The following is an 18709-nucleotide window of genomic DNA, read 5'->3' as shown; positions in this document are numbered from 1 at the left end:
CCTCTGAAATTTTCAAAGGCTGTACCGCAGTTTATTTACTGCATTTCTTATTGTAATCGTCTACCAGCTGCAGGTAAGGTTTCATTCCGTATTCTGCATCAATTTTCATTTGCAGAAAATTTTCTTCTGCTTTATTTTTAACGTCTTTTCGGATCTGCTTCTTCTTTGCTTCTTTGTCATAATACATCTGCTTCAGATCTTTTTTCTGACTTTTTTCAAAAACCTTCATTGTTTCATCGATATTCTCCTGAAACTCCGGACACTCTTTCGTTGCTTCTTCTAAAGCTTTCTTAAATTTACCTTCCAGCTTTCCTAAATTAAAAATATTCATTCTGTTGATATCGAAAGGCAAATAAGCATATTCACTGTTGGAACTTTTAAGATAAGGAATAAATAACGTTGTCAGATATTGGTTCGCCGGACCTCTGGAATAAGGACTTGCCTGACCGTAAGCTACAACTGTAATTCCGTAAAGATTTAGTTTTCCCTCCTGCTCCAGCGGGAGAATGACTGTTTTTTTGAGGTCAACAACTTCATTGTTGGAATTGATGGTTTTCAGTTTCATTTTGTCATAAACCAGTCTTTCGGAACCGTCATTATTCAGAAGTACAATTCTTTTGACATCAGAAATATTAATCAGCTGAATTGCAGAACCTGATTCTTCTTTGAATTTAAATTCTTTTACCTCAAATTTAAAATTTTTCTCAATTCCGCTGAAGGATCCCACATCCCCATTATAGAAACGGTTGCTTTGGAAATCCTGAAGATATCCGGTTTTAATATCTCCATTTTCTAAAATGACTTCTGCAGCTACCAGTTTCTTTTTTCCAAAGTAAACGTCTTCCTGAGAGAAAGCAGAGATAGAAAATAGTACAAATAATAATACAATCAGTTTTTTCATGAATAGTTTAATTTTTTTTTACGAAAATAATGAAAAGTCGTAAGAATAAAGATATTTTTTGACGTAGCCACTAAAAACAAGTTCGGCGAACCTTTTGGTCCGCCGAAATTTTTATTCTATTCAGAATAAGTTCTAAGACAAAGACTGCATATCAATCACAAAACGGTATCTCACGTCGCTTTTCAGCATTCTTTCGTATGCTTCGTTGATGTCCTGCATTTTGATCATTTCAATTTCAGAAACGATATTGTGTTCGCCACAGAAGTCAAGCATTTCCTGAGTTTCGGCAATTCCACCGATTACTGAGCCTGCAACTGCTCTTCTTCCCATAATCATTGGTGGTGTAGCTAATGCCTCTTCCATTTTCCCGATAAATCCTACCAAAACCAAAGTTCCGTTGATATTCAAAGTCGTGATGTAAGGATTGACATCATGATCGTAAGGAACTGTGTCAATAATCAAATCAAATTTTCTCTGTACAGTTGCCATTTGTGAATCATCAGTAGAAATAACCACGTGGTCTGCACCTAATTTTTTCGCATCTTCCATTTTACCCGGCGTTCTTGAGAATAAAGTCACCTCAGCACCCAAACCTTTTGCAAGTTTAATTGCCATGTGGCCTAATCCTCCCAAACCGATTACGGCAACTTTAGATCCTGCGCTAACATTCCAGTGCTTAAGTGGCGACCATGTTGTGATCCCTGCGCAAAGAAGCGGTGCAACTGCAGCCAGATCAAGATTGGCAGGTACTTTCAAAACGTGACCAGCATCTACAACTACTTTTTGTGAATAGCCACCAAAAGTGTGACCTCCCAAATGCGTATCTTTTCCGTTGTAGGTTCCGGTAAATCCGTTTTCACAATATTGCTCAAGATCCTGTTTGCAGCTGTCGCAATGTCCGCATGAATCTACGATACATCCAACTCCGGCAAGATCACCTACCTGAAATTTAGTAATGTCAGACCCTACTTTTGTAATTTTTCCTACAATCTCGTGTCCCGGAACAGACGGATATTTTGTTCCGCCCCAGTCGTTTCTTGCAGTGTGTAAATCAGAGTGGCAAACTCCGCAGTAAAGAATTTCAATTTCCACATCATTGGCGGCAATTTCTCTTCTTTCGATATTCATTTCTTTAAGATCAGCTTCTTTGGATTCTGCTCCAAAAGCTTTTACAGAAAATGTGTTCATAATGTATTGATAATTTTAAATGTAATCTTTTACCTTACAAATTTCCGACCTTTTTTCGGAAAAGCCCTTACCTTTTTTACAGATTTATTTACCCTGATTACTGTTTTATTTCTTAATTTTCAGTTTTGAAATAGGAAGATGAGCACAAACCATCCATTGCACAACCACACTTTTGAAACTTCGTTCGGGAAAATTTTAGCTTTTAAAGAAAATGGAGTCATTAAGGCTAAAAGCATTCGCTATGCTCAATCTGAAAGATTCAAAAAACCAATTCCCTTAAAATCTGCAGAAAATTTCATTTCAGATAAAACGCCGGTCTGTCCGCAGAAAATCAGTCCGCTTTTGGAAAGACTTATTGGTAAAACTGACCTCGAAAAATTTCAGCCGGAAGAATCAACTCAATTCTTAACCATCACAAGACCTGAAAATTTAGTTGAAGAAAACCTGCCTGTCATCGTCTGGATTCATGGCGGTTCTTATGAAATCGGTTGTGGAGATTTGCCTACTTCCGATCCATCAGTTTGGGTAAAGGAACAGAATATTATTGTTGTTTCTGTTTCTTACCGTTTAGGACTGTTTGGATTTTTGGGAGGCAATGACGAAAGACCTGCCAATCTTGGTCTGTTTGATATTATCGAAGCTTTGAAATGGATTAAAAAATACATTAAAGATTTTGGAGGCAATCCTGATAACGTCACACTTTTCGGGCAATCTTCGGGTGGCGATGCCATTGCACATCTTTTGATTTTAGAAGATGTGGAAGATTTATTTAAAAGAGTAATTATTCAAAGTGCACCACTAGGTTTCAGACTGAAAAGAGAGAAAATGTACACCGAACTTTTTAGTCAGACCGATTTTCTTAAAGATGACACCGACGTTTTGAAAATGGTGGACTCGTATCAGAACTTTCTTCCTTCAGGTTTTAAATACGGTTTAAAAGCGGCCATGCCTTTCTGTCTAAAATACGGTCACGAACCACTTCCACAGGAAAATGAGACTCTAAAAAAATGGAAAGAAAACGCTTCAAAAATTGACGTTCTCATTGGTTATAATGAAGATGAAACTTCCTTTTATGTAAAAACCGCTCAGGAAGGCATCTACACTTACCTTCACAATTCTGTTTTAAACCGGATTGTAAAGATTACCACAAAATCAATCTACGGAAAACCGGCTGAAGTTTTTGCCGGAAATTACGCTTCCGGTGGTGGAAATATTCATTTGTTTAAAATCAAATCGACTTTAAAAAGCCACTTTATCGGTGCTTCACACTGTTTTGATCTTCCTTTAATTTTTGCCAACAAAGATGCATGGAAAGATGCTGAACTTCTGAAAGATGTTCCCTGGGATTATATTTTTGAGAACGGAAAAAAACTTCGGGCTGTCTGGGCAGCATTTGCCAGAACCGGAAAAATTCTGCAGGTTGAGGATAGACCTGATATTCTTGAAATACGAAAAATTTTAGTTTAAAAAAAAGGCTCTGCTTTCACAGAACCGTTTTTTAATTTATTTAAATTTTAAAAATCTACTTACCGTCGAAATTTTCTATCGCAACAATTGCCGCACTTTTGCTTCCGTCATAAGTTCTTGGATAATAAATTCCTTTCACATCGGGTCTGTACAGCAATGCCTGACTGTAAGCATCGCCTGATCCCTGAAACTGAGCTGCCTGAGTTTCTTTGTAAGGAGGCATGTTTTTAAGTTCGACCACCGACTTACTGTCCAGATTAACTGCCGATAAATCATAGTTTTCACCTTTCTTCATGAAGTAATTTCCTTTTACATTGACAATTCCCAAAGCGTGCAAATCAAGTTCTGCATTTTTGCGTCCTTTTCCATTCAGGGCAACCACATTGTCTATTTTCCCTGTTGTTGAATTGATGATTACCATTCTCGGATCTCCTGCAAGGTAATACGTTTCATCGATCATCATGGTACCCATAGGTGATTTCACTTTTTTGGTTCCTGCATTAAGCCGGCTTTCCGTAAAAAGGTAAATATTATCTCCGCTCACTGTAGAATAAGGTATGTTAATATCAACAATCTTACTTCCGTCATTGTACTGGGAAGCGACTTCATTTGAAATAATTTTGCCTTCCGCAATATCGTAAAGCATTAAATTTTCAAAATCTGAAGCATTTACCTTGAACGATTTCGGAGTGTTGTTAAAAGCGATAAGATAATCTTTTGAGCCTATAGAAACAGCTGTTTCACTTACAATTTTCATTTTTTCTGTGAAGAATTTCTCTTCCTGACCCTGAGCCGTCACATACAGTAAAGAAGCATTTTGCTTTGCATTTCTGATAAGACCCACATTTCCCGAATTGGAAACGAAGAAATCGGAATCTGAACTTCCTGCTTCACCTGTAATCTGTTTTTCCCAAACTGTCTTAAGGTTAGAAGTTTCAAAGACATTAATGTTGATTTTTACAGGTTCTTTTCTTGGAGAGTGCTCATAAAAAACCACAGCGCCATATCTTCCGTTTTCAGATTTCTCAAAATAGGAAGTTCCGGATTTCATGACAGATTCGATAGGAAAAGTCGCCATCAGATCTTCTCTGAAAGTTCCTGCAGTTTTATCAAAAATAATTTTGTAAATATTTTTTTTCTTCAGTTTCCCGGCGTAGGTTTCTGTAATAAAAACAATATTGTTTCCGGCATCAAAGCTTCCAAGATAATTAATGTAGGCGAACTTTTCCATCTGCGGAATGTTGTATGTAAAAGTCTGCTTCAGATTATTGGTATTGTCAAACTTCCTTACGAAAATCTGACTCTTGCTTTCAAATGTATTTTCGTTGGTGATGCTGCTCATGTAGAAACTGTTGGCATCTCCGGCAACCATTTCCACATCCTTTTCGATGGTTTTATCAAAATCAAATTTGTTTCCGTGGTTGTATTTTGACTGCGAAAAAGCGTTGATGGCAAAGCACAGCGTAAGTGCTGTAAATATTTTGAATTTCATGCTTTTAAGATTTGTAGATTTGATTTTCCAAAGTTTTCAACTCTGCTTTTTCGTTGTATGACAAATCTAATTCTACCATTTTTTCCTGCATTTGGTTCAGATATTTTTCAGCAACTTTCTTGTTTTCCAAAGCAACATTCAGTCTGATTAAATTTAAAAATAAATATTTCCCGATTTTAGCATTGTACACTGCTTTTTTATCGGTATAATTTACTTTAGCTAAAACCTGCTCCCAAATGTCAGTTCCTTTCTTCATATTTTCAAAAGCCACATTATTTGAGGTAGGATCTGAGTTTGCCTGAAGTTTTCTGAGGTTTGTAATCACATAAATCTGCGCTTTTTCAAGATCGTTGTATTCACCTTTATTTTTCACAAATTCCAGTTTTACCTGTTTGTTTAAGGTTTTGTAACCGTAAGTTTCATTCAGGAAAGTGTTGATCGATTTGATGGTATTTCCCAGATACTTCTTCTCTTCAGCCGGCTTATTGATATTGTTGGAAGGCTGTGAAGAAACAAAAACAAAATCCTGTCCGATACTTGTATTGATTTTCTCGGTTCCGTTTTCTTTTACCGTGATTTTTGTCGGCTGATTTGCAAATGTCTGCCCGGCGTTATCCTGAAAATTGACGGTTGACATATCTATATAAACATCAACATTCGGATTGCCTTTTTTGTATCCGTCGATAGAAATCTGGGATGCCAGAACATTGTTATCTACAATAAAATAATCGTTAAGATCCGGATCTCTGTAAACTGGCGGCGAAGGTTTTACATAAACAGGTTTTGAAGGAAGTCTGAGTGTAGGTTTCATTCCTTTTTCCTGCATATTCAGACGTTCCAGAAGACTCATTTTTTTAAATTCTGCAGATTCCAGTGCAAAAGTTTCCTTGGCATTGATCACCTCATCATTATAATCTCTTAATGACTGCTGATAAGCATCCTGACTTTCCTTAATTGTGTTGCTGAAATTGGCAACAGCGTCCTGGTGATCTTTTTTTGCCTGTTTCAAAACATCTTCTTTGCTCAGATTGTAAGGCGAATTCACCTTTATATTGTAGGTTCTTTCAGTTTCCTTAATGGAAGTCTGTGGCGCTTTTAATACACGGAAATCAACATTTTCTGAATTGATGCTCTGCGCCTGCATACCAATTGCTGAAACAATTGCTATAGACAGTAAAATTTTTCTCATAAAATTGATAAATTATAGGCCGTAAAGATAATTATTTAAATGAATTGTAAATATTTTTTTGTTAAAGTGTAAAAAAACCAATCCCCGTCTCGGTTGAGACAGGGATGAGTATAATATTTCTGTAATAAATTTTTTCTGATAACCTTACTGGCCATTCTCCACGAGCCAGACGCTGACGTTGCCGGCCGGTGCAGGAAAATTCCCCCATCCGTTTTCATCGATGGTCACTTTATCTTCAAATCTTCCCAAAACATCACAGAATGTTTTGCCAATGTATTTTTCGCCCATTTCCATAGGTTTTTCATACTGATCTTTGTTGCTTAAAACTACAGCGCAGCCATCGTGATCATCGTCACCAGCACGCACCCAGCCGACACAGTTTGCATCTTCAAAATAATCTCTCTGCTCACCGAACGCATGATTTTTTCTGGCCTTTAAAAGTTCTTCAATTCCATCTACTTTATTCAGGAAAATTTCATATTCATTTCCGTCATTACCCATGTCCTTATAGCTTGCTCCAAACAGATCCGGATAAAAAATACACGGATAACCATCAACACGAAGCAGAATCAATGCATAAGCCAAAGGTTTGAACCACTCTTCGACCGGTGCTTCCAGATCCTGAAGCGGCTGAGTATCGTGATTATCAACTAAACTCACTGAGTGTAAAGGATCAGCCTGCGTAAGTGTATGCTCAAAAATCTGTCTTAAGTCATAGGAATCACCTTCCTGAGAAGCTGTATGAAAATTGTTGTGAAGCGAACTGTCGAAAAGACTCATGCAGCCTTCAGTTGCTTCAATATATCGCTGTAACAAATTGAGTTGTCCCGGCGCCCAATATTCACCGACAGCGAAGATATTTTTTCCGGAATTGGAGCGGAGCATCGTCAGCCATTCTTTATAAAAGTCAAAAGAAATATGCTTTAAGGCATCCAGTCTTACGCCGTCAAAATCGGTCTGCTCAAAATACCAATTTGCCCATTTGTTGAGTTCTTCACGTACGTGAGGATTTCGGTGTTCTACATCGTTGTACATCAGGTAATCGTAATTGCCTTTCTCATCGTCGATCATCTCTTCCCAGTCGTCGCCGTATTCTGATTTTATTTTGTAGATGTGGGAATCCTTACCTTCTGCATAATCCACACCACTGAAACAGGTGAAGTTCCACTCAAAATCTGAGTATTTTTTTCCGCGTCCGGGAAAGGTAAATTTGGTGTAGGATTCAATATCGATTTCAGACGAAATTACCTTTTCACGGTTATTTTCATCCACTTTTACCACTTTGAATTTTTCCAGCTCATCACCACCGGCTTTGTGTCCTAAAACAATATCGACAATCACCTGAATATTTTTTTCTTTTAAAGCTTTAATGGCTTTAATATATTCATCTTTGGTTCCGTATTTTGTGGGAATGGAATTTTTCTGGTCAAATTCTCCTAAATCGAAAAGGTCGTAAGCATCGTAGCCAACGGAATTTCCACCGTTGGTACTTTTGTATGCCGGAGGAAACCAGACTGAAGTAATTCCTAATTCTGAAAGATATTCTGCGTTTTTATGGGCTTCATTCCACAGCTTTCCGTTACCTTCGGAATACCAATGGAAGTATTGAATCATTGTAGGGTTTGTCATCTGAAGTTGATTTTGATCAATAAATAGTTTGTTAATTATGGTTTTAAAAATTGTTCTTTTGCCTTGAAGCAAAAGAACCAAAAATTCAAGACTGGATCTCTCAGCTAAAATCATTAAAAACTTCCTAAAATTTCCAAAACTCGGGCGGAAAGACAAGTTATCTCTTTTAAAGAAAATATTTGCCGCCACTCAGACAGTGGAAATTTTTTAACGGAATTTTTTATTGATTTCTTAACGCTTCGATCTCCTGAGTCAATAAGATTTTCCAACACTTCGAAAAAGAACTAGTTTATTCCATCTTGAAATTCCTCAAACGGGATTTTAAGCTGAACAGAAATCTGCTTTTTTTCTTCGGTGTTAAGTTGTGACACAGACAAACCCAATAATCGTACCGCTTTATCGTACGGACGCAGTTCCCAAAGCTTTTTTCCGGTGGTAAAATATTCTTCAGGAGATGAATAATATTCTTCCTTCGTAAAACTTCTTGTAAATAATGAGAAATCTTTGTACTTGATTTTTAAAGTCAGAGATCTTCCCATAATATTGTTTTTCTGCAGTCTGCTGTGCAGTTCTTCGCTCAGATTCTGCAGTTTTTCGTCAATCTGCTGCTGATCAAAAAGGTCTTCAAGGAATGTGCGCTCCACTGCAACACTCTTCTGAATTCTGTGCGGCTTCACTTCGGAATGATGAATTCCCCGAACGACGTCGTAGTAGTACTTACCGGATTTACCGAAAAGTCTCGTTAAGTCTTCAAGCGATCTTTTCTTCAAATCTTTCCCTTTATAAATCGCCAGACTGTACATTTTATTGGCAGTAACTTTTCCTACACCATAAAATTTTTCTACAGGCAATTCTTCGAGAAATTTTTCAACTTTATCGGGATGAATGGTTTTTTGTCCGTTGGGTTTATTGATATCTGAAGCGACTTTGGCTAAAAATTTATTGATAGAAATTCCTGCGGAAGCAGTTAAACCTGTCTGTTCAAATATTTTCTGACGAATCTCTTTTGCAATCTGATTGGCAGATTCTATTTCTTTTTTGTTTTCTGTGACATCGAGATAGGCTTCATCCAGAGAAAGCGGTTCAACCAAATCGGTGTACTCATAAAAGATCTCACGGATTTTTTTCGAAATTTCTTTGTAGCGTGCAAATCGTGGCGGAACAAAGATTAAATGCGGACATTTTTCTTTCGCAGTTTTACTGGGCATTGCAGAACGAACGCCATATTTTCTGGCTTCATAACTCGCCGCTGAAACGACACCGCGATGACCGCCACCCACAGCAACCGGCTGACCTCTCAGTGCAGGATTGTCATGCTGCTCCACGGAAGCATAAAATGCATCCATATCGACATGAATAATTTTGCGGTTGGGAAAGCTCATCACTGCAAAATTACTGACAATTATTTGAATTCTGATTTCATTTTTATAACGGCGAATTGCACGCGCCCCGATCTGAGTGGAGCTCTTTTTGTAAGCGAGGGGAAAGCAGAGGCACAAAAAAGCGGGAACCCTTCGGCAGGCTCAGGATAAATTACGTGCGGAAAAAGGCGCCCAAAGATATATCATACCGAATACTTTAAATAATTCTACAAAAAAAATCATCTCTAACAGAGATGACTAAATATCACTAATAACCTTTGCCTCAGCCTCAACTTTATTTTGAAAGCATATCAATTGTTTTCTGAATTTCCGGATCTTCAGGAGAAATAGAATAGTATTTTGCAATTGCAGATTTCTGATCAATGACCATGTATCTCGGAATCCAGTTCAGCTCGATGTAATTGTTGAAATTATTTTTCCAGCCTGTGGAAAACCAGTAGTTTTCTTTGTCTTTCATTGCATGTTTTTCGAGACTCTTATCAAATCCTTCTTTTGATCTCTCGAGTGAGAAAAATACAAAATCAATATTGGGATTGCTTTCTTCAAGTTCCTTTGCTTTTGGCATTGCTTTCAGACAGTCTCTGCACCATCCTGCCCAAAAATCTATCACCAAAACCTTCCCTTTATGCTGATTTAAAATTTCCTGAATTGTGATGCTTCTACCATCTTCATCTTCCAGTTTCTGATTTAAAGCCTCTTTAGAAAATTTCGTTTTAAAAGTGTCCGGCGCTTTCTGAGAACATCCCAAAGTGAAAATACTCAACATTATAAAAGACAGTAACTGCTTCATCTTAATTTTTTTTTACAAATCTAAACATTGAAAAATAATTTAAATAATGAAAATGGATGATTTAACATAATTTGAAAGATTGAAGATTTCTATTTAGCAAAAATAAAATCCGCAACGGTTGCTGCGGATTAGTTTTATTTTTTATTGACAAAATTCATTATTTCCTGATTGAACTCTTCTTTTTTATCGATGACAACATTAATTGGCCAGTAATAAACCAAATCTCTCAAATAATCAAAAGTTTTAAGTCGAACATAGTCTTTTTCTGTCGTTAAAATCAGTTTGTACTCGCCCAGTTTTTTATATTCAGCGACAATATTTTTAATGTCGGCATCTGTGAAATTGTGATGATCTCTGAATTTCAAATGCTTCACACGCTGGGAAAATTTAGCCAGATGATTCAGCAATGGTTTCGGATTGGCAATTCCTGTGATCAGAAGAATATCATAGTAATTCAAATTGTTGTCGGGAAGCATTTTTTCACGTCCGTAAACATTTTCATCGTAACCGATTGAGGAGAAAAACACCTTCTGTCCGCGCTCAGGTCTTATTCTTGAGATGTAATACTGCTTGGTTTCCTCGGTAAGTTCATCCGGACATTTGCTTACCATGATGATATCTGCACGTTTTGCTCCGGCTCTCGATTCTCTCAAATCCCCTGCAGGAAGAAGATGATCTTTAAAGTAAGGATCATTAAAATCAGTCATCAGAATATTAAATCCGGCCTTGATTGCTCTGTGCTGAAGCGCATCATCAAGAATCAAAACATCAAGATCCATATCTTCAATCACTTTCTGTGCGCCGGGAACCCGTTCTTCCGAAACAGCAATAACGAATCTGTTTTTGAACCTTTCAAAAAGCTGCATCGCCTCGTCGCCTACCGTTTTGTAATTGCTCTCATAATTTGTAATGCCATATCCTTTAGTCATTCTCCCGTAACCTCTTGACAGCACACCTGTTCGGTACTGTTTGGAAAGACTTTTGGCAAGATACATCACCATCGGAGATTTTCCGCTTCCGCCCACAGCAAGATTGCCGACGTTGATCACCGGCGTACGGAATTTCGTGGATTTTAAAATCCCCAGATCATAGAAGGTGTTCCGCAAACCGGTTACCGCCTTATAACCCAAAGAAAAAGGATAGAGATACCATCTTTTCATACGTTGGCAAAAATAAGAATTTAAAACCTTTTCAAAGGATGTTTTTAGTCAGTTTTCAAAATATTCTGTAAAATTTTATCATCAAATTAGAGTATTTTTGCAGGAACGTTTCAGCAGGAAGATAAACGCAGATTATTTAGATTAAATCTTCACTTTAGCTTGAATTTGTTTTAAAATTAAATTTAAAATTGCCTTGAGATATTTTATAGAATTTTCATACAACGGTAAAAATTATTTTGGCTACCAGATTCAGCCCAATGAAATTTCCGTGCAGGAAGAACTGGAAAAAGCACTTTCCACTATTTTGAGGGAAGAAATTAAAACAACCGGAGCCGGCCGCACCGACACAGGTGTCCACGCAAAAAAGATGTTTGCTCATTTTGAAACTGAACAGATTTTAAGCGATCAGCTTTCACACAAACTCAACAGTTTTTTGCCTGCAGATATTTCAGTTAAGAGAATTTTTAAAGTTAAAGATGATTTCCATGCCCGTTTTGATGCAACTTTCAGAACCTATGAATATTATATTTCTCTGGAGAAAAATCCTTTTACGCAGGATTCTGCGTGGCAACTCTGGAGAAGAAATATTGATGTAAATAAAATGAATGAAGCCTGTAAAATTCTGTTTGAATACGAAGATTTTACAAGTTTTGCGAAACTCCACACCGACAACAAAACCAATCTCTGCAAAATGTACAAAGCGGAATGGGAACAGAACGGAACGGAACTGAAATTCACTGTTTCTGCCAACCGTTTTCTCAGAAATATGGTCAGAGCCATTGTAGGAACAATGATTGAAGTCGGTGCAGGAAAAATACAGCCTGCAGATGTACGGAAAGTTATCGAAAACAAAAACCGAAATTCTGCAGGAACTTCTGCACCGGCGCACGGGTTGTATCTGGTTGATGTTGGATATGAGTTTGAGTGATTGAGTGGTTTAGAATTTTGCTGGACTTAAAGATGTTGTGGTGAGGTTTTTTTAAAAATTTGCTGCCTTTTTTAAAGAAGTTAAAGTGTCGAACTGTTTTTTCTCCTACTTTACAATTAGAAATATTCTATTGAATAATAATGATTGGATAAAGACTGTAAAATTTTAAAGCCGTAAATTTGCAGAGAATTTTTCAAAACAATTCTTTACGTCAATTCTATAAATGAAAAAACAAGATACCTGGGCAATTGTAAAAAGGCTTTTCTTCATTGGTATGAAGTTCCGCACCTGGTTTATTTTTACCCTGATTATTTCCATCATACTTTCCATTGTTTCTACTTACAGACCTTATCTTACGATGCAGATCGTGGATAATGACATCACGAAATTGAAAGATAAAGCTTTGATGATGAAGCACATCTATGGATTGGTGGGATTGGTTTTTGCCGAAACAATTTTAAATTTCTTTCTCGTTTATTTTTCCAATTATATTTCTCAAAATGTCATCAGAGATATCCGTGAAAGGCTTTACAATAAACTGATTTATTTCAGAACAGCTTTCTTTGATAAAACTCCGATTGGTCAGCTGGTAACACGCGCCGTTGGTGATGTTGAAACGATTGCCACAGTGTATACAGATGGTTTTCTGATGGTTTTCGGTGATGTTCTGAGAATTATTTTCGTCCTCTTTATGATGTTTCAGGTGGATGTGCATCTGAGTTACATTTCTCTTGCAATTTTACCTTTAATGGTGGTGATCACGAGATTTTTCCAGAAAAAACTGAAAAAAGCTTTTGGGGATGAAAGATCATGGACTTCAACTCAAAACTCATTTGTTCAGGAAAGACTTGCGGGAATGCCTATCATTCAGGTTTTCAACAGACAGCAGGCTGAGTTTAAAAAGTTTGATGATATTAATATAACCCTGAAAAGTGCTTTACTGAGAACAGTTTTCATATTCTCCCTCTTTTTCCCTGTGGTGGAATTGATTTCTTCACTTTTTATTGGTTTCGTGCTTTTTTACGGAGGCTACATCACCATCAGTGCGGGTGTAGTAATCGCATTCATCCAGTTTATTTCAATGTTGATCCGTCCTTTGAGACAGATTGCAGACCGTTTCAACAATATACAGCGGGGAATTGTAGGTGCTGAAAGGGTTTTGGGAATTATGGATGAAGATTATGCGATGCCGAATGACGGTAAAGTTTCCAAAGATCATTTTGAAGGAAAAATTGAATTTAAAGATGTACGTTTTGCATACGATGACAAACAGGAAGTTTTAAAAGGAATTGATTTTAAGGTAAATCCAGGAGAAACTGTAGCGATTGTCGGAGCAACAGGCGCAGGCAAATCCACGATTATCAGTCTGATTACAAGATTATATGACATTAATTCAGGTGAAATTTTCATTGATGATGTTGAACTGAAAGATTACGAGCTCTACAATCTGAGAAGTCACATCGGTGTTGTTCTGCAGGATGTTTTTCTCTTCCACGGAAGTATTTTCGAGAATCTTGCTTTTGGAGATGAAACCGTCACTTTAGAAAAAATAAAAGCCGGAGCAAAAGAGATTGAAGTGGATGACTTCATAGAAAGTCTTCCTGGCGGCTACGAATATGTGGTGAGCGAAAGGGGTTCGTCAATTTCATTAGGACAACGTCAGCTCTTATCTTTCTTACGAGCGTATTTATCAGATCCGAAAATTTTAATTTTAGATGAAGCCACATCATCCATCGATCATGAAAGTGAAAAACTGATTCAGAGAGCGACGGAAAAAATTACCAAAAACAGAACATCTATTATTATTGCACACAGACTTTCAACCATAGAAAAGGCCGATAAAATTATTGTGATGGATCAGGGTAAAATCGTTGAAGAAGGAACACATCTTGAACTCCTCGACAAAAACGGCTATTACTCTACTTTGTACAAAGCTCAGCTGAGACATGAGCTGGAAGTTGACGAAAAACTATAATCCGTAAGGTAAAAATCCTAAATCTTCCTTCCAGATTTCACCATATTTTTGCGTAAGATATTGCGCAACCTCAAGATTGTGCTTCTTTGCTCTGTCAGAAAGCAGCGGAGTAGCAACGCAGTTTTCGTAAAAAATTGTCACTCCGTATTTCGCTTTAAAATCATCGTGATTGCGTGACATCAGACCGAACTGGCGAAAATATTTTACGTTTTCTTTTTTATCTGATCCAGCCTCACGGTCTGTCTTTTTTTTGACTTCAAGGATGACCGGCTCTCTTTCCTGTGCGAAAACCGATGTTGATAATGCAGAAAACGTGATTAAAATGACTGTTTTAGATAAATTCATGTTATTAATTTCCAGCTTTGATGCACTATATTGATAGAAGTTAAAATAAAATTCACCAAAAAATTAACATTCTTCTGCTTTGCCATCATCAATTTCTGCTAAATGATTCACTTAGAATCATTTATGTAAAATACGATTAAACCGACATTTGTTAACATTCCGTTCATATTAAATTCACTTTTCATTAATACCTATTCATTTAGGTATAGTTTTTGTAATTCTGTTAAAACTAAAATTTTGAGGCAAACCCTATGGTTAAACGAAAATAAATTGCTATATTTATTAAAAATTTAACAATATATTGAATTTAACAGGGGCACAAGCCAAAATAACTGACAAATTTTCAACTTAATACAAAATATAAAGATGAACAATATCCAAGACGAATTTCAAGTCTTAAAAGAAGAGCTAAAGAAATTAAACATTGATGTAGAAAAAATTGTAAAAGTAGGAAACGGCAGCATGGATTTCCATGAAGTTTTTTACAGATCTCCAAGATATGAGGAGGTAAAAACGGTGTACGTACAGCGTCACAATCTTGATCATCTGATAGAGAAATTCAAAGAGGTTTATCCCTAAAAATAAACGGCGCAACTTGTAAGGTTGCGCCGCTTTTTTTATGTTGTACGATACGTCAGAAATTTCCGTACGTATACCGGTTCGGGTAACTCAGTTTTTCGCTCTTTCTGTTTCCGTTGACGATGAGATGCACAATGTTGAGCTGATCATCAAAGTAATTGTATAAAAAGCTTACAGCAGCTTCCACTTTTTTTGGCTGACTGACAGATTCTGTTTCCAGATAAACATTAACAGATTCGTGATCTTCTTCGTAGCCAACAAAATTTACTTTTAAAAACTTTCCGTCAGATTTCAGTTTAAAATACTCAGCACTGTAGTTTTTCACGGCTTCATTCAGTTGAGCTTTATATTTAGGATCATTAAAATGAAAAGGCTTTCCATATTTTTTGCCCAAAGCATTCTCCAGATCATCCATAAAAAACCTTCCTGTAATTTCGAATGTCTTTGAAGTTTTATTGTGATTTATTTCTACAGAACCTACGTGATAAGGGTGTTTTTCTGTAAAAGAAGTTGTAAAAAAAATTAGGGTTAGAAAAATCAGTATGTAAGATTTCATCATTAAATTATCTAATAATTAGGACAGATTAATACATTCACAGATAACTGTTAAAAGGAATAGAATCTGAACAAAGTTAAAATAATTTCCGTATAATCGCTTTTCTAAAAAACGAAACTGAAATGCAGGATTTTTTATTCTATCTCAATCTGGGCTGGGAACATATTATTTCTCTGGATGCAATTGATCATCAACTGTTTGTACTGGCTTTAATCGCCATCTATTCTTATTCCGACTGGAAAAAAATTCTTGTACTTATCACTGCCTTTACCATCGGACATTCCGTTACTTTGGCACTCAGCATTTTGGATATTGTACGTTTACCATCTGATTGGGTGGAATTTCTTATTCCATTAACCATCGTTCTGACGGCTTTGGGGAATATTTTAATGAAAAACAAAAAGCAGTCAGGCAACAAAACCAATTATTATTTAGCCTTATTTTTCGGTCTGATACACGGTTTGGGATTTGCAAATACTGCCCGTTTGATGATTGCGAAGAGTCAGAGTATCGCAGTACCGCTTTTCGGTTTCAATGTTGGACTGGAATTAGGTCAAATCGTGATCGTCGCTGCAATTCTGGTGATCATGTTTATTCTTTTAAACTTATTTAAAGTCAACAAGAAAGACTGGATTCTCTTTATTTCATCAGGCGTTTTTGCGCTTTCGCTGAAAATGACTTTGGAAAGACTTCCTTTCTGACCGATTTTATTTAATTTACAATTACTTATCATTATATTTACAAATTCTTAAACTGTTGATAATGAAATTCAAAATAACCGCATTTGTCCTTCTCAGCTTTTCTGTTGCTCAGGGGCAGAATATCCTCAATAATCCGGGAAGCAATCATGGAAATAAATTTGAACAGCTGGGCGGAATTCTGGCGACTCCCAATATGTACAGAGCTGCCTCCGGAGCTCCGGGACACGGATACTGGCAAAACAGAGCAGATTACGACATCACTGCGTATCTGGATGAAGATAAAAGAAATCTGAAAGGTTCTGAAACAGTAACTTATTACAATAATTCACCGGATGATCTTGATTACATCTGGCTTCAGCTCGATGAAAACCAGCAGTCGACGGTTAAAAAAGCGGATTACCAGTCTTCCTCAACTTTACCTAAAGCAACTACTGACCAGCAACTGAAAGCAACTGAACTTCCTGCAAAAGATAACGGCTACGGAGTGAATTTGGAGAAAGTAACAGACTCATCAGGAAATCCTTTAAAATACACGGTTAACAGAACCATGATGCGTATTGATTTGCCAAAAATTTTAAAGAAGGGTGAAAAATTCATATTTAAAATAGACTGGAATTACAATATCCCGAACCGTATGCAAATGGGCGGCAGAGGCGGTTACGAAAACTTCGCTGAAGACGGAAATGATCTGTATACCATTACACAATGGTATCCGAGAATGTGTGTTTACAGCGACTTTCAGGGATGGCAAAATCATCAATTCACAGGACGTGGAGAATTTGCATTGGTTTTCGGAGATTTTAAAGTGAAAATGAATGTTCCTGCTGATCACCTGATCGGTGGAACAGGAGAATGTAAAAACTACAGCGAAGTACTTACTGCAGCACAGTATTCAAGATATCAGAAGGCGGAAACAGCTTCTGAGCCTGTAGAAATTGCAACTCTGGATGAAGCTAGGAAAGCAGAGAAAAACCATTCTAAGCAGAGAAAAACATGGGTTTTTGAAGCTAAGGATGTGAGAGATTTCGCATGGACCTCATCCAGAAAATTTGTCTGGGACGGAATGCGTGTGACGATTCCTGAAAACAATAACAAAGTAATGGCAATGAGCTTTTATCCAAAGGAAGCTTACGGATTGTACAGAAAATTTTCTACCAAAGCCGTTGCACATACGATCAAAACCTATTCAGAATTTACCATTCCCTACCCCTATCCTGTAGCACAGTCTATCGAGGCGTCCAACGGAATGGAATATCCGATGATCTGCTTCAATTACGGAAGAACAGAAAAAGACGGAACTTACTCTGAAGCGATAAAAAACGGAATGATTGGTGTAATTATTCATGAAGTCGGGCACAATTTTTTCCCGATGATCATCAATTCAGACGAAAGACAGTGGAGCTGGATGGATGAAGGTTTAAATACTTTCACAGAATATCTTACCGAAGAAAAATGGGATAATAAATTCCCTTCAAGAAGAGGTCCGGCGTGGACGATTGTGGATTATATGAAGCTTCCGAAAGACCAGCTGGAACCTATCATGAGCAACTCTGAAAACATCATTCAGTTTGGCCCGAATGCTTATGCAAAACCGGCTACAGGACTGAATATTCTCCGTGAAACCATTATGGGAAGAGATCTTTTTGACAAAGCTTTTAAAACGTATGCAAAAAGATGGGCTTTCAAACATCCTGAGCCTGCAGATTTCTTCAGAACAATGGAAGATGCTAGCGGCGAAGATCTCGACTGGTTCTGGAGAGGATGGTTCTACGGAACAGATCCTGTAGACATTTCTATCGAAAAAGTGACTGTTGCAACACCTGATTTTGACACTCCGCCAAGAACTTCTTCGGAAACAAAATACAAAACAGATGCACCGGTGCAGAATAAGTATGATGACATCTCAAAAATCCGTAACCGCGAAGATAAATCTATCACTTTTGAAGTTGAAAAAGATAAAGACCTTCAGGATTTCTATTACAGATACGACCGTGGACAGGAAAAAGTAAATACTGACAAAGAATATACATTTAAATCTGAAGGTACATCTGCGCTGGATAAATCTGATAAAGAAAGACTGAAGAATATCACCGCCTACCAAATCGATTTCGCCAACAAGGGTGGACTGGTAATGCCATTGATTTTAGAATTCACTTTTGAAGACGGTTCCAAATTAAAAGACAAAGCTTCGGCTCAAATCTGGAGACAGAATGAGCAGAAGGTTTCCAGAACCTATTATTTCAGTAAAAAATTGAAATCCATTCAACTGGATCCTTTGAGAGAAACTGCAGACATTGATACTGAGAATAATTTCTGGAGCAGTGATAACAGTTCAGCAGAAGCTTCAAAATTCCAGCTCTTCAAACAAAATCAGCAGGGAGCAACGAGAGGTGCAAGCAACGGAAAAGTAAATCCGATGCAGGCTGC

Annotated in this window: 16 protein-coding genes; 6 read left to right on the top strand and 10 right to left on the bottom strand. The window is 37.2% G+C overall.

The features are described from left to right. Positions 1-31 precede the first annotated feature (31 nt). Positions 32-901, bottom strand: coding sequence for a hypothetical protein (locus tag ASG21_RS18210; RefSeq protein WP_056084098.1), 870 nt, complete (start codon positions 899-901; stop codon positions 32-34). 132 nt (positions 902-1033) lie between these two features. Next, a complete protein-coding gene (locus ASG21_RS18205) occupies positions 1034-2089 on the bottom strand; it encodes an NAD(P)-dependent alcohol dehydrogenase (RefSeq protein ID WP_082482471.1) in 1056 nt (351 codons plus the stop codon). 138 nt (positions 2090-2227) lie between these two features. Here ASG21_RS18205 and ASG21_RS18200 point away from each other — a divergent pair, with 138 nt between their 5' ends. Beyond that, positions 2228-3556: a carboxylesterase family protein gene (locus ASG21_RS18200; protein ID WP_056084095.1), complete on the top strand. Its 1329-nt coding sequence runs from the start codon at positions 2228-2230 to the stop codon at positions 3554-3556. Between the two features lie 55 nt (positions 3557-3611). Here ASG21_RS18200 and ASG21_RS18195 read toward each other — a convergent pair whose 3' ends face one another. From ASG21_RS18195 to lpxK, 6 genes are all read right to left on the bottom strand, one after another. Continuing rightward, a complete protein-coding gene (locus ASG21_RS18195) occupies positions 3612-5048 on the bottom strand; it encodes a hypothetical protein (RefSeq protein ID WP_056084092.1) in 1437 nt (478 codons plus the stop codon). Between the two features lie 4 nt (positions 5049-5052). Continuing rightward, entirely contained in the window at positions 5053-6237 is a 1185-nt protein-coding gene (locus tag ASG21_RS18190; protein WP_056084089.1) for a hypothetical protein, read from the bottom strand. Positions 6238-6381: 144 nt separating this feature from the next. After that, on the bottom strand, positions 6382-7866 hold the full coding sequence (locus ASG21_RS18185) for an alpha-amylase (RefSeq protein WP_056084778.1): 1485 nt from the start codon (positions 7864-7866) through the stop codon (positions 6382-6384). Between the two features lie 284 nt (positions 7867-8150). Further along, positions 8151-9248, bottom strand: coding sequence for a DNA polymerase IV (dinB, locus tag ASG21_RS18180; RefSeq protein WP_056084087.1), 1098 nt, complete (start codon positions 9246-9248; stop codon positions 8151-8153). A 274-nt stretch (positions 9249-9522) separates the two neighbouring features. Further along, on the bottom strand, positions 9523-10038 hold the full coding sequence (locus ASG21_RS18175) for a thioredoxin-like domain-containing protein (protein WP_056084084.1): 516 nt from the start codon (positions 10036-10038) through the stop codon (positions 9523-9525). 134 nt (positions 10039-10172) lie between these two features. Next, positions 10173-11198, bottom strand: a complete 1026-nt coding sequence (gene lpxK / locus ASG21_RS18170) for a tetraacyldisaccharide 4'-kinase (RefSeq protein ID WP_056084081.1) — start codon at positions 11196-11198, stop codon at positions 10173-10175. A gap of 193 nt (positions 11199-11391) precedes the next feature. On the opposite strand from lpxK, the gene truA reads away from it, so the two are divergent. Further along, entirely contained in the window at positions 11392-12126 is a 735-nt protein-coding gene (gene truA / locus ASG21_RS18165) for a tRNA pseudouridine(38-40) synthase TruA (RefSeq protein ID WP_056084078.1), read from the top strand. 223 nt (positions 12127-12349) lie between these two features. Further along, positions 12350-14101: an ABC transporter ATP-binding protein gene (locus ASG21_RS18160; RefSeq protein WP_056084075.1), complete on the top strand. Its 1752-nt coding sequence runs from the start codon at positions 12350-12352 to the stop codon at positions 14099-14101. Here ASG21_RS18160 and ASG21_RS18155 read toward each other — a convergent pair. Then, positions 14096-14446 carry a hypothetical protein gene (locus ASG21_RS18155; protein ID WP_056084072.1) on the bottom strand — a complete coding sequence of 117 codons (351 nt, stop codon included), beginning with the start codon at positions 14444-14446 and terminating at the stop codon, positions 14096-14098. The two genes, ASG21_RS18160 and ASG21_RS18155, sit on opposite strands and share 6 nt — an antisense overlap. Before the next feature lie 366 nt (positions 14447-14812). Here ASG21_RS18155 and ASG21_RS18150 point away from each other — a divergent pair, with 366 nt between their 5' ends. Further along, positions 14813-15025, top strand: coding sequence for a hypothetical protein (locus tag ASG21_RS18150; protein WP_056084070.1), 213 nt, complete (start codon positions 14813-14815; stop codon positions 15023-15025). Positions 15026-15080: 55 nt separating this feature from the next. Here the strand turns inward: ASG21_RS18150 and ASG21_RS18145 are convergent, their stop codons facing one another. Continuing rightward, positions 15081-15584, bottom strand: a complete 504-nt coding sequence (locus tag ASG21_RS18145; RefSeq protein ID WP_241773532.1) for a DUF6702 family protein — start codon at positions 15582-15584, stop codon at positions 15081-15083. 119 nt (positions 15585-15703) lie between these two features. On the opposite strand from ASG21_RS18145, the gene ASG21_RS18140 reads away from it, so the two are divergent. Together ASG21_RS18140 and ASG21_RS18135 are read left to right on the top strand one after the other, a co-directional pair. Next, complete coding sequence (locus tag ASG21_RS18140; RefSeq protein WP_056084067.1) at positions 15704-16282, top strand: HupE/UreJ family protein; 579 nt, start codon at positions 15704-15706, stop codon at positions 16280-16282. Between the two features lie 61 nt (positions 16283-16343). Next, on the top strand, positions 16344-18709 hold a 2366-nt coding region (locus tag ASG21_RS18135), incomplete at its 3' end, for a M1 family metallopeptidase (RefSeq protein WP_056084772.1).

The organism is Chryseobacterium sp. Leaf394 (assembly GCF_001424105.1).
Classification (GTDB): Bacteria; Bacteroidota; Bacteroidia; order Flavobacteriales; family Weeksellaceae; genus Chryseobacterium.
Note: the sequence above shows the minus strand (reverse complement) of the source record. Positions and strands in the feature narration are given on the sequence as shown.